The 13,233-nt window shown below is 36.7% G+C and carries 11 protein-coding genes; 6 read left to right on the forward strand and 5 right to left on the reverse strand.

The annotated features are described in order from the left end of the window. Positions 1-62: 62 nt before the first annotated feature. Positions 63-335 (reverse strand): hypothetical protein, encoded by a 273-nt coding sequence (locus tag OC457_RS18670; protein WP_080173888.1) that lies wholly within the window; start codon positions 333-335, stop codon positions 63-65. Between the two features lie 260 nt (positions 336-595). On the opposite strand from OC457_RS18670, the gene OC457_RS18675 reads away from it, so the two are divergent. Beyond that, positions 596-1,195, forward strand: a complete 600-nt coding sequence (locus OC457_RS18675; RefSeq protein ID WP_080173887.1) for a DNA-3-methyladenine glycosylase I — start codon at positions 596-598, stop codon at positions 1,193-1,195. 82 nt (positions 1,196-1,277) lie between these two features. Beyond that, entirely contained in the window at positions 1,278-2,207 is a 930-nt protein-coding gene (locus OC457_RS18680; protein WP_080173886.1) for a cation diffusion facilitator family transporter, read from the forward strand. Positions 2,208-2,298: 91 nt separating this feature from the next. Here the strand turns inward: OC457_RS18680 and OC457_RS18685 are convergent, their stop codons facing one another. Together OC457_RS18685 and OC457_RS18690 are read right to left on the reverse strand one after the other, a co-directional pair. Then, the gene (locus OC457_RS18685; protein ID WP_080173885.1) at positions 2,299-3,318 is read right to left on the reverse strand and encodes a lipoate--protein ligase; all 1,020 of its coding nucleotides are present in this window, start codon (positions 3,316-3,318) and stop codon (positions 2,299-2,301) included. 819 nt (positions 3,319-4,137) lie between these two features. Then, the gene (locus OC457_RS18690; protein ID WP_080173884.1) at positions 4,138-4,827 is read right to left on the reverse strand and encodes a MaoC family dehydratase; all 690 of its coding nucleotides are present in this window, start codon (positions 4,825-4,827) and stop codon (positions 4,138-4,140) included. A 329-nt stretch (positions 4,828-5,156) separates the two neighbouring features. Between OC457_RS18690 and astB the strand changes: the two genes are divergently transcribed. The 4 genes from astB to OC457_RS18710 all read left to right on the forward strand — a co-directional run bounded on the left by astB (position 5,157) and on the right by OC457_RS18710 (position 9,483). After that, on the forward strand, positions 5,157-6,494 hold the full coding sequence (astB, locus tag OC457_RS18695; RefSeq protein ID WP_080173883.1) for an N-succinylarginine dihydrolase: 1,338 nt from the start codon (positions 5,157-5,159) through the stop codon (positions 6,492-6,494). Between the two features lie 163 nt (positions 6,495-6,657). Next, positions 6,658-7,179 (forward strand): DUF2058 domain-containing protein, encoded by a 522-nt coding sequence (locus tag OC457_RS18700; protein ID WP_080173882.1) that lies wholly within the window; start codon positions 6,658-6,660, stop codon positions 7,177-7,179. A 327-nt stretch (positions 7,180-7,506) separates the two neighbouring features. Continuing rightward, positions 7,507-9,210 carry a phospho-sugar mutase gene (locus OC457_RS18705; RefSeq protein ID WP_080173881.1) on the forward strand — a complete coding sequence of 568 codons (1,704 nt, stop codon included), beginning with the start codon at positions 7,507-7,509 and terminating at the stop codon, positions 9,208-9,210. Between the two features lie 96 nt (positions 9,211-9,306). Beyond that, positions 9,307-9,483: an ATPase gene (locus OC457_RS18710; RefSeq protein WP_080155695.1), complete on the forward strand. Its 177-nt coding sequence runs from the start codon at positions 9,307-9,309 to the stop codon at positions 9,481-9,483. 142 nt (positions 9,484-9,625) lie between these two features. Here the strand turns inward: OC457_RS18710 and brnQ (OC457_RS18715) are convergent, their stop codons facing one another. Then, on the reverse strand, positions 9,626-10,960 hold the full coding sequence (gene brnQ / locus OC457_RS18715) for a branched-chain amino acid transport system II carrier protein (protein WP_080173880.1): 1,335 nt from the start codon (positions 10,958-10,960) through the stop codon (positions 9,626-9,628). A 759-nt stretch (positions 10,961-11,719) separates the two neighbouring features. Further along, the gene (gene brnQ / locus OC457_RS18720; protein ID WP_080173879.1) at positions 11,720-13,039 is read right to left on the reverse strand and encodes a branched-chain amino acid transport system II carrier protein; all 1,320 of its coding nucleotides are present in this window, start codon (positions 13,037-13,039) and stop codon (positions 11,720-11,722) included. Positions 13,040-13,233: the final 194 nt, after the last annotated feature.

Below are 13,233 nucleotides of genomic sequence, written 5' to 3' on the forward strand. Positions count from 1 at the left end.
CATTACGATCTGTTTTTTATGAAGGTCAAACTAGCCTAATTTTTTATTATTCATACGTATTATTATGCAGCAATGGCAGTTACTTTTTGATCGTTAAATATAATATGAGTCGCAACATTTATTTCAGACAATAATAAATAATTGTCTGATTTATTATTGTTTAACTCAACAACAATTTGTAAATGGTATTCAGTCATTTCTCTAAGGTATGAATAGCAATTTGTAGTATTACTACTACTTAGTTGTTTATAGCATCCTTCCTTTGCATATACCCAAGCATTATATGTGCATTTTTCGTTTTCTATTTGTGCGATGAATTCCGCAATATTTTTCATATTTAATCCCTTAATGAATCGATCTATGCTATAGACGTCATTAGTATGCCGTAAATAAACCAAACTAAAAAAACATATTTATAGTAAATGTAGATAATGTGATGTTGATAAGTATTTTTAGGTAATAATGATGCTTGCGAATAACTTATATTAAAATATCTTAATATTAAAGAGAGATATCCTTAGATATACTTATTGATTAAATCTGTATATGTTAAAAAATATTTTTTAAATGTTGATTATAATTATTTAAGGTTGATATGACAGATTCTAATAGATTGTGTTTTTGGGCTTCTCATTCGAATTTAGAGCATCAATATCATGATAATGAATGGGGTAAACCGAATAAAGATGATCGTTATTTATTTGAGTTTCTCACATTAGAGGGCGCTCAGGCAGGGCTTAATTGGTATACTATTTTAAAAAAGCGTATAGGGTATCGGGATGCATTTGAAAATTATGATATTGATAAACTTGCCACTTATACTGATCAAGAAATTGAATCACGTATATCAGTAATTATTGAATGCTATGATGTTGTTCGGCATCGCGGTAAGCTACGTTCAGTATTTACGAATGCACGCGCAGCAAAAGCACTTCAGCATCAGTATGGCAGTTTAGCCATTCCATTGTGGCAATTTGTCAACAATGAACCTTTAATTAATCATTGGCCCTCTACGAAATATGTGCCGATTACCACCTCGACATCACTTGCCTTGAGCCAATTTCTAAAACGGCATGGATTTAAATTTATGGGGAATATAACCTGCTATGCTTTTATGCAAGCGGTAGGAATGGTAAATGATCATACGATTAATTGTCATTGTTATCAGGCTATTGAAAGTTACAAAGGAAAGTAGCGATACTGGTAAAAAAGATCATATTTTGTGAGTTAAATTCGTTATTATAATCGCTACCATTTTTTCTATTTTATGGGGCGTTATGTCTAAAAAGGCCGTTAAGTTAATTCAGAAGGTTACCTGGGTCGGGTCTATTGCAAATATTGCTTTAGCATTTATAAAAATTACCATCGGTAAACTGACGGGCAGTCAGGCACTTATTGCCGATGGTGTACACAGTTTTTCTGACTTGGTGACCGATACTGCTATTTTGATTGGATCGCGTTATTGGACAGCACCTGCGGATAAAGAGCATCCGTATGGGCATGGACGTTTTGAAACGTTAACCAATATCTTTATTGGTTTTATTTTAGCCATTGTTGGTCTCGGTATCGGCTGGGATTCACTTCATTCAATCAGTACACAAGCACATTCACAACCTGGAATGTTAGCATTTAGTGCTGCTATAGCATCTATTATTGTTAAAGAGGTACTTTATCGTTGGACTGCCATTCAGGCGAAAAGTATTAATAGTCGTGCTTTATATGCAAATGCTTGGCACCACCGTTCTGATGCATTGAGTTCATTGCCTGTTGCTATTGCTGTGATTGCAAATTATTTCTTTCCTAGTTTTCACTATTTAGACCAAATTGCAGCATTAATCGTAACAGTAATGATATTAAAAGCGTCTTTTGAAATTTTATGGCCAGCTATTTTAGAGTTAACCGAAGCACAAGCTGATTTTGATATTGAAAAACAAATTCAAGCATATGCTGCTGAAGATAAAGATATTAAAGAAGTGCATGAAATAAGAAGTCGCCGTACAGGAAGTACAATTTTGTTAGACTTCCATTTGTTGGTTGATCCTGAAATGAGTGTTGAACGTGCTCATAATATTACTGAAAATTTTAAAACACATTTATTAAAAAACTTAAATGAAGTGGTTGATATTATTATTCATATTGAGCCATACAATTGCCAAGAAAGAATGATAAATCCGTGTTGTGATGATTGTAGTGATAAAAAGGAATAATAAAGGCTATTTTTTGATAACAAGACCGACGATTAACGCGGTCTTGTTATTATATTGATGCAACTACTCTTTTATTGTAATTCTAATAATATTAATTAATTGTAGTTTGTAACCATTTATCTATATCCATCAAAACATCATTATAGTATGGATATTCAATGATTAAATTACTGATGGCTGTTGTGATAGCCGCAGTATTATAAGATAGATTAAGTAATCGTTGCTCTAATAGTTCTAATGGCGCAGGATCTAGGCTGTCAGTAAATAGTTTTACCTCTGTAATTACACCTTTATTAATATCAAGATGTAGTTCGACTCCCCCCCAAGTAAAACGTTCATCTAAGCTGTGTGTGAACTGAGGTGTATTACCAAAATTCCACTCCCACCGACTAAATTTAGCAAAGGTATCATTAAAACCAGTTAATTCTGGTAAGGCTTGTGGTGAGATATGTTCAGCTTCAACATGATCATTATAATAACCACAGAACGTTTTAATAATGGCATCACAGACCATTTTATGATCAATATTTGCAATAATTTGATTAAGGTTTGTCACGCGTGAACGAACAGAAGTGATCCCTTTTGCAGCCAGTTTCTTTTTATCAGGATTAAGGTAGTTTGCTAATCGTGTTAAATCGGCACTTAATAATAAGGTACCATGATGGAAACCACGATCCATGGTTTCACGGTAAGCAGATCCCGAAAACTTACGCTCGCCTTCATTATCTTCAACAACTAAGTCATTACGGCCCGTTGCTTTACTATTAATACCTAGCTGTTTTAATGCGGCCAACACGATATCAGTTGATACCGTTTTATTGTAATCAGGTTTGCCAGCCATAAAGGTGAAATTAGTATTGCCAAGATCATGAAAGACAGCACCACCACCACTTTGACGGCGAGCAAGCGTAATACCATCTTGTTCCATTTTTAGTGTATTACATTCTTTCCATGGGTTTTGTGCTCGTCCAATAACAACTGTATTGTCATTGCGCCATAAGAATAACACCCGTTGTTGAGGAGACATTGTGCGAAAAATAGCATCTTCAACAGCAAGATTGAACCATGGATTGGTTGAGTCTGAGATCAGAACTCTAATTTTTGAAGACATCATGCATACCTGACTAAATGTGGATGCAATGAATTTACCTTGTCATTTAAAAGAGGTAAAGCAGTCAATAGCGGCGAGGAAAATTATTAATGTTCATTGATAAAAAAAACCAAATCACATCCTATAAACTGGAACAAATGTGATTTGGTAACATGTTCTTAATTATGACTTGCCTAGAGAATCTTAGTGCTTTCTAGATCGTAAATTAAGAATAGCATCACAATTTTGAGATGCAAATAACGATAATTGCAAGGTAAGGTTACTATTTGTTATTTTACAAATACATAGGTGAAGTAAAGACGTAAATAGGATGAGCAGGTAACAGAGTATATGCAGATAATTATCGAAGAATATATGAAAAACGAGCAGTGATAGATAGGTGTAGTTAATGCTAAATTAGTAAGAGCATGGATTGATTACCATGCTACCTCTAATCTATTTATGATCTGAAAAAATTATCATAATGAGATTTGTTACTGATTATTTGTTGTTTGTTCTGTTGGTGTTGGTTGACTTGTTTGGTTAAAGACATCATAAGTGATGAAATAGCCAATCAATAAAATGAGGGGAATGAATTTAATCCACTTGTTCATAATGATACCCAGCCAAAAAATGTTCGGCTACCATACCAGTCTTCTTCTAGAGGTAAACCGCTATTAATGAAAAGTTAGGTTTTAGGCTGTTAAATCCATGCAATCTGAAATGGATAACATCATCAAAGTAGTGATTTTTTGCTTTTTTTCTTAAATTTAATGCCAATAAAGAAAAAGCCGACGGATCGGCTTTTTTTAAATAAATAGCATGTGAACTAGCTGCTAACTAAAAATAAAGGCGCATGACTGACTCAGCAACACAGGCAGGACGACGGCAGCCTTCGATTTCAATAGTGATCTCTTGCACTATTTCTAAACCACGTTTAATAGGGGTTACAGATTGAATTTTTGTTCTAGCACGAATGTTAACCCCTGCTTTAACAGGATAAGGGAATCGAACTTGATTTAAGCCATAATTTACAGTCATTTTTGCCGATGGAAATTTGGGGCTTGCAGGATCAACACTGTCTGTTAATACAGAGAGGAGTGAAAGCGTTAAAAAACCATGTGCAATGGTTGTTTTAAAAGGTGATTCTGCTGCGGCTTTTTGAGGATCTGTATGGATCCATTGATGATCGTCTGTGACATTGGCAAAATTATTGATACGTAATTGATCAACGGTTAGCCATTCACCAACATGAATCTCTTCACCTAACGATGCTGTGAGTTCATTCATGACTTTGGCTGCTTCTGGATGCATTTCAATCTCAATCGGTTCAGATACTGTCTCGCCATTAGAGATCGATACAAGATTGTGATCTTTTACCCAAGTTGCAAAGTGACTGCTGTTGGCTTTATTGAGAAATTCGATCCAGTAATCGCGAATTGATGGTGATAGCCAGTCTTTAAATTCAAACTGGTGATGTGATAACACCTCACGCTTACGTTTGATAAAATCGACCACTTTTACTTTCATAGAGCAAAACCTTAGTTTGAAATGCCATGCTTTGGTTTGGGGCTGAGCATTGTAGCTATTATTCACAGTAGTACAACGGGTATTTTTTATAACAAATACTTATAAAACTCATCGGATGAGTTAATTTTAAAGGATGTTGATGCTATTACGCAATAATTAAATGGTGTTTTTTTGTGATTTTTATAAAGTGTAGCGTTTTATAGTGAAAGCACCGCTAACTATTCTCTAGAATGATGGTAAACCAGTCGCCTTAATGGAGACTGAAATTAATTTAATTGGTGCGAGCTATAATAATAGTACACACTTTAGATTAGGCATGGAGGGCATCGATAATGGCATATGAGGCTAATTTTGATGGGTTAGTAGGGCCTACACATAACTACAGTGGTTTATCTGTAGGCAATATTGCTTCTGTAACTTATAAACACCAAGTATCAAACCCTAAGCATGCGGCATTACAAGGGCTAGAGAAAATGTATGCGCTAGCTAATTTAGGATTAATTCAAGGTGTTATTGCGCCTCAAATGCGGCCTGAGATCAAGATATTACGTCGATTAGGTTTTAGTGGCAGTGATCGTTGTGTGTTACAACAAGCATCACAACATGCACCTCAGCTATTAACCAGTTGTTATTCAGCATCAAGCATGTGGGCTGCTAATGCTGCAACCGTCTCACCATCAGCAGACACAAATGATCGACGGATACATTTTACGCCGGCTAATTTAGTGAGCCACTTCCATCGTTCTATTGAGCATCAAACAACAGCGCGTATTTTGGCTGCAATGTTTAATGATGATCGTCATTTTTGTCATCACCAGCCATTACCTGCATCTGCACAGTTAGGAGATGAGGGGGCAGCTAACCATACGCGTTTTTGTGATCAGTATGGAAATCAAGGTGTCGAAATGTTTGTTTTTGGCGGCTATGGTTTTGATCAACAGCAACAGGCACTAACGCAATATCCCGCTCGACAAACCTATGAGGCGAGTGCGGCTATTGCACGATTACATCAATTAGATCCGCAGCAGGTTGTGATGGCTCAACAGAATCCGTTATTAATTGATCAAGGTGTGTTTCATAATGATGTGATTGCGGTTGGAAATCAGCAAACGTTATTTTGTCACCAACAGGCTTTTTTAAATAAAGCTGATCTCTATCAGCAACTCCATATGAAAATGGGGGCTAATTTTTCCATTATAGAAGTACCTGATGATCTCGTAAGTATCAGTGATGCTATCAGTAGTTACTTATTTAATTCACAATTAGTGACGTTGCCTAATGGTGATGTTAGTTTAATTTTACCGCAACAGTGTCAGGATAATTCGCGAGTATGGCAATATATTCAGCAGTTATTGCAATCGAACCTCGGTATTAATCGTGTTGATTTATTTGATTTAAGCCAGAGTATGCAAAATGGTGGTGGTCCAGCATGTTTGCGTTTAAGAGTGGTATTAACTGTTGAAGAACAGCAAGCGGTTAATCCTGCAGTATTATTGACTGATTCATTATTTAAACAACTACAAGCATGGATTCATTTACATTATCGGGATCGATTAGTAGAGGCTGATTTTGCTGATCCATCATTGTTATTACAGTCTCAGACCGCATTAGATGAGCTTACTCATATTTTAAAATTAGGATCAGTTTATGATTTTCAACGCATATAATATAGAGTGAGCTTAACGGTATTTAATAGTGGTTTATCCATTTTTATCGATAATAATTATAATGACAACGCTTGACCTATTTTAGACCAAACAGAGATAATGATAGCTATAAATTAATGAGTGACATAATCACTCATCGCAATGAATAATTGATGGAGTTTCAATGGCAAAGCTAAGCCTACAAGAGCAAATGCTAAAAGCAGGTCTTATCGATAAGAAAAAGCTAAAAAAAGCCGGTAAGACAACAAAGAAATCACGCACACAAGCGAAAGAAGCAAAGGCTGCTGTTGAGGAAAATCGTGTCTCTCAACTTGAGAAAGACAAAGCACTCAATCGTCAACGAGATGAAGATGCACTACAAAAAGCCTTTATCTCACAAGTAAAACAATTAATTGAAATGAACCGCTTAGATCGTAATAACGGTGATATTGGTTATAACTTTACTGACGGTACTACGGTTAAGAAAATTTACGTTGATAAGTTAATGCAAAAACAGCTTGTTAATGGCCGTCTTGCTATTGCTCGTTATCTTGATGGTTATGAAGTTATTCCCGCGACGGTTGCGGATAAAATTGCTTTACGTGATCAAGAATCAATTGTACTTAATAACGTAGTTGATGACAGTATTGTTGATGAAGATGATCCGTATGCAGATTTCGTTATTCCTGATGATTTGATGTGGTAAATCCCCCGCAATATGAAAAAGCCTCTTTTTGAGGCTTTTTTTACATTTAAAATATTTGGCAAGAGGATGTTTTTGGTATTACTGTTTTAAAGGTGTGCGCGAAAACAGTAATAGCGATAGATAAAGGCATTGTTTACTTATTAAATGTTATTTCAAGAGAGTTGTAATTTAATTCAATAGGGAATATCTTAATGAGAGTATTTATCATTTGTATTGCTATAGCGATGGTAATGATAAATAGCGAACGATAGTAGTGTCTGTCGATATCAAAATAGTTCAGCCATTACTATTGGTTGTGATGATGATAAACATACTAGGATAATAACAATGAATAATGAAATAATACGTTGGTTACAACGTGATCCAGATCCTAAATCATGCCAAGAATTACAACAATTAGTTGCTGATAATGCACTTGCAGAACTAGCTGATCGCTTTAATGGACGATTAGCATTTGGTACTGCAGGTTTACGTGGAGTTGTTGGTGCTGGGCCAAACCGAATGAATCGACTTGTGATTCAAGAAACGGCGACTGGGCTTGGTCAATATCTTCTTCAAACGAATAACGACGCCGCATATAAAGGGGTCGTGATTGGTTATGATGGTCGTCCCGATTCTCGTCAATTTGCTCATGATACCGCGGCAGTGTTAACGGCCCAAGGTATTAAAGTTTATCTTACGACTAAAGTAGCAGCGACACCTATTGTCGCTTTTGGTGTTAAACATTTACATACTGCTGCGGCTGTTGTTGTTACGGCGAGCCATAACCCGCCAGCTTATAATGGTTTTAAAGTGTATTGGAATAATGGTGCACAGATTATTCCGCCTCATGATGCCGGTATTGCGGCCGAAATTGATAAAGCGACCCAATCTGAATTACATCTTATGGATTTAGCCGAAGCAGAGGAGAAAGGCTTATTGGTTTGGCTCGATGATGGCTATTATCAAGATTATCGCCAAGCTATAAACGCGACACCACTATTAAATAATCATCATAATCCACAAGCGATTGGTCTTGCGTATACTGCGATGCATGGCGTGGGTGCTGAGATGGCTGAAACACTGCTTGCTGATGCTGGTTTTACCCATGTTTATAGTGTAGCTGCGCAACGAGAGCCTGATGGTGCTTTTCCAACGGTTAAATTTCCAAATCCAGAAGAACCTGGAGCGATGGATCTTGTTATTGCAGAAGCAAAACAACATGACGCTATTTTAGCGTGTGCAAATGATCCTGATGCCGATCGTTTTGCTGTTGCTGCTCGTCGTTCTGATGGTGAATATCAGATGTTAACCGGCGATCAAGTGGGAACATTATTTGGTTATTATTTACTGAGTCATGCGCAAGCATCGACAAGTTTAGTCGGTAATACGATTGTTTCATCAACCTTGCTAGGTAAAATTGCAGCAGCACTTAGTGCGCAATATTATCAAACGCTAACGGGTTTTAAATGGCTTACTAATGTCGCAATGGCTCGCCAAACTGATGCTAATCAATTCTTATTTGCTTACGAAGAAGCATTAGGCTACACCATTGGTTCGACAGTATGGGATAAAGATGGACTCTCCGCATTAGTTGCTTTTGCACAATTAACCGCAGAACTTACTGCGAGAGGGCAAACCGTTTGGGATCAGTTAGAAGCCATTTATCGCGAATATGGTTTATATATTAATGCGCAGCGCAGTATTGCACTTGATCCAACAGCAGCACCAATAGGCGATTCATTACGGGCAATGCCACCACAAGCGATTGCAGAGTTAGCGATTAATAGTACAGAAGATTTTAAAACATCATTGCGTACTTTTGCTGATGGTTCTGTAGAAGCAATTGATTTACCGATTAGCGATGTTTTAATTTATCACTTAGAAGATGGTGCGCGTGTTGTTGTACGTCCTTCAGGTACTGAGCCTAAATTGAAATGTTATTATGAAGTGGTAGAACCGATGAGCCAAGAAGAGACATTTGAACATGCTCAATTACGCGCACAAGAAACGATGGATCGATTAATTGCTCAACATCAAGCATCATTGTAATTCAAATCATTACAATGTGGTAAAGCTGACCTCTGGCTGATTTTCAGTGTATAATCGCCAAAGTATTAATTTGTTTTAAATAACCAAGGGTTTACCATGCACGATCTTAATATATCGTTACCTGATGATTATGAAAAAGAGCCAGAATTGCCGATTCCATCGATTGATGATCAAAAGAAAATTGTGGCAGAACTTAAGCGTTTAGAAGAAGCGGGTGAATTAACCCCTGAGATTTTACACGCATTCATGACAGGTGAGCGTTTACCTGAATAAGATCATGTGATCTTTGTGTAATAAAAAGCCTCTTACAGCCCTTCATTTATTGAAGCTGTAAGAGGCTTTTTTATGCATTATTCATTCATCGTCCGTTTAAAGCAGGTATAGATAACCCCAATTATCATTATGTTTTATCGAACTAATTGTTTGTTACTGAATCAAGACGATAATCAACAATATTAAACTTACGTGCAATAATAGGTAAGCGAGCCATTATTGTTGTCATAAATAAGATCAATAATGTTGGTAATAACCAACTTGCATGTGCTTGATATAATGGTAATGCATCATTAAAGAATTGATTAAGATCTGCTGGCATTTTACCTAAAATACTAACGGCATCAATAGCACCAAATACCATCGCGGTTACTAAGACTGATGTGTGAGTTAAGGTTGAAACATTAATAGCTGAAGCAGTTAATGATGCTAACACTAGTGCTATCGCGACTGGGCATAAGACTAAGATCGCAGGTAAACTAATTTTTAAAATATCATTAAGACCAAAGTTGGCAATAATACCGGTTAATACCACAATAATTGTTGCAGTAAACCCAAATGAGGCCTTAAATGTTTGTTGATAATATTCAGCACATGCATTGGTTAAACCTACTGTGGTTGTTAAACATGCCATGATAATAATTGCTGCGAGTAACCATTGACCATAAGCCCCAAACTCACCGGCAACATAACGCGTTAGGATCATACTGCCATTCATACCATGAGTTGCAATAGATGTTGATGTTGCGCCAACATAACCCATTGCAATATAGCAACCGCCCATTAATACAAAATAGATCATCGCAACTTTAAACGAGATATTTGCGATACCTTTTTGTGAAACAACACCTTTCTCTTTAATTGCTTGAATGATAACCCAACCAAAACCAACTGCTGCGATAGCATCCATGGTCATGTAACCTTGGATCAAACCACTGGTAACGGCGCTGTGCTGATAGTCACCATAAGGTGCAGCAGGTAGACCAAGAGGAGAAAAGAAAGCTGCTAGCCCTAATCCGGCTAATAATAAAATAAGGGCAGGTGTCATTACCTTACCAATGTAACTGACTAAGTTACCTGGTTTAAATGCTAAAAATAGCGTTAAAGCAGAGAATATAATAGAAAACGCAACGAGATGATCCGCTTTGAAAAAAGGTTTTAATCCCATTTCATAAGCAACGGTAACGGCACGTGGCATACCAAATGCTGGACCAATAGCGGTAAATAGTAGTACCCAAAAAGTGGTGGCTAACCATTTAGGCAGTGCTTTAGTTAGGTTTTTGGTGCTACCAATACGGCCAAGCACAATAATAGTAAAAGCAGGCAGGCCAACAGCGGTGACTAAAAAACCACTCATAGCTGAAGTTAATGATGTACCAGCATCTAAGCCCATCGCGGGCGGAAAGATTAAGTTACCAGCACCTAGAAATAGGGCGAAGGTCATTAGACCGATAGCGAGTAAGTCTTGTGTTTTCAAATGTTATACCTGCATTGTTGTGAATGTCGAACAGTAATTAATAACTCAAAGGTATAAGTCTTATATTGCTGTTGCTTTGTTTAATAATAATTCCGCAGGTTTGCTGAAAGATGATATGAAGAGTTGAAACTATCTCCCATCAGCATGGCTGACGGAAGCTTGCCCGCCAGCCTAGCGAATAATCACTAGGATAAAAGCGGAAATAATTCGAGACATTTTTTTTATCGTCATAGAAGTAACATCAATCCAAGCGTTAACCGCTATCATCGATGCTAACTGTTTTTGTGTTCTATGTTCAAACTGGGTTGAATGCATAATTTAACAACTTCTATTAATGAATATATGAATTACAGGTTAAAAATATAAAGAAAACTTAGTGTTGTAAATAACTTTCTTCAACTTTTTTTTAATGGTTGTAAAAATAATATGATTAAAGTGTTTAATATTAAATGGTTGGTTGATTATCGTGTATATATATCGAGTTTTCGTAACAGCTTTGATTAATTATGTTGTTAATTGTCGTTTTTTTACGTTTAAAATGCTTAATGCTTAATGCTTAATGCTTAATGCTTAATGCTTAATGCTTAATGCTTAATGCTTAATGCTTAATGCTTAATGCTTAATGCTTAATGCTTAATGCTTAATGCTTAATGCTTAATGCTTAATGCTTAATGCTTAATGCTTAATGCTTAATGCTTAATGCTTAATGCTTAGGACTAGATATTCTCTAGCCCTAAGATCATTGTCATTGCGCTAATGCTAGCTTATGGCGACATTATTATGAATTGTAGAGTTGCGAGTACATAATTTACTCATAAAAATAGTGATAGCGACTGGGACTAACCAAGATGCATGTGAACTAAATAACGGTAACCAGTGTTCAGCTAATGAGGCTATTGCCGTCGGTAATTTACCTAAAATGTTTAATGCATCAATACTGCCAAATAATGTTGCTACGATCACAACCGTGGTCTGACTTATCGAGATGTGACGTCGCTCTGGTGTTGAGTTATTACGAATAAAAAAGGTTGAGATAATTAACGAAATTGAAATTGGGCATAAAATCAAAATAGCAGGTAGGCTTACTTGAATAATTGTTTCTAAACCGACGTTAGAAATAATAGCCGTTAATAGCATAATAACGGTGGCACTTACTTTGAATTTTACGCCATAGGTATTCTTATAATATTCGCCGTTAGCATTGGTTAAGCCAACGGTTGTGGTTAAACAAGCCATTAAAGTTATGGTTGCTAATAGTAGTTGGCCTAATGTTCCAAACTCTCCTGCAGCATAACGAGTTAAGATTTCACCACCATTGGTAGCTTGTGGTGCAATATCAGAAGAAGTCGCGCCTAAATATCCCATAGCAAGGTAACAAAGCGACATAAGAAATGCGTAAATTAGAGCAATGCGAAGAGTGTAGTAAGAAATGGCTTTATTGCATTTTACGCCAGTATTACGAATAGTTTGAATGATAACCCAACCAAAAGCGACTGCAGCAATAGCATCTAATGTCATGTAACCTTGAATCAGCCCATTCACAGTTGGAGCCTGACGGTAAGTATCAATTGCCGTTGTTGGTGAGCCTAGTGGATTAATAATCGCTGAAATCGCCAGTAATGCAAGCATTGCAATTAGTGCGGGTGTCATTACTTTACCAATATAATCAACGAGTTTCCCTGGCTTTAAAGCAAGTACTAATGTGAGAGCACAAAAAATAGCAGAGAAAATCATTAATCCATTGCCAGAATAAAACGGTTTGATTCCCATTTCATAAGCAACAGTAACAGCACGAGGTAAAACAAAAGCGGGCCCAAGCGTTGTTAATACTAAAAACCAAAATGAGCGATCCATCCATTTAGGTAACGCTGCTGTTAATTTATCAGCAGAAGATAAACGACCAAGAACAACGAGTGTTAATGCCGGTAAACCAACTGCGGTTAATAAAAATCCAGCAATAGCTATAAGCCAGTTTTCACCTGCTTGTTGTGCCATCAGGGGCGGGAATATTAAGTTACCAGCGCCGAGAAATAATGCAAAGGTCATAAAACCGATAGCTGCAAGTTCTTTTCTTTTCAAATGACATACCTTAATTCAAATAAAACAATCTGAGTCAGTATGCTGGAAGAGATAATTTAGAAGTGAAATTCATATCCGCCAGCGTTACTGACGAATAAGTTAACCGTCAGCGTCAGAGAATGACGACGACGACAGAGTTTAGCGTACAAGCAATCTGTAAGGTTGCTATGGTTGTAGCATCCTGATTGTTGTTA

Source organism: Photobacterium toruni (assembly GCF_024529955.1).
Taxonomy (GTDB): Bacteria; Pseudomonadota; Gammaproteobacteria; order Enterobacterales; family Vibrionaceae; genus Photobacterium; species Photobacterium toruni.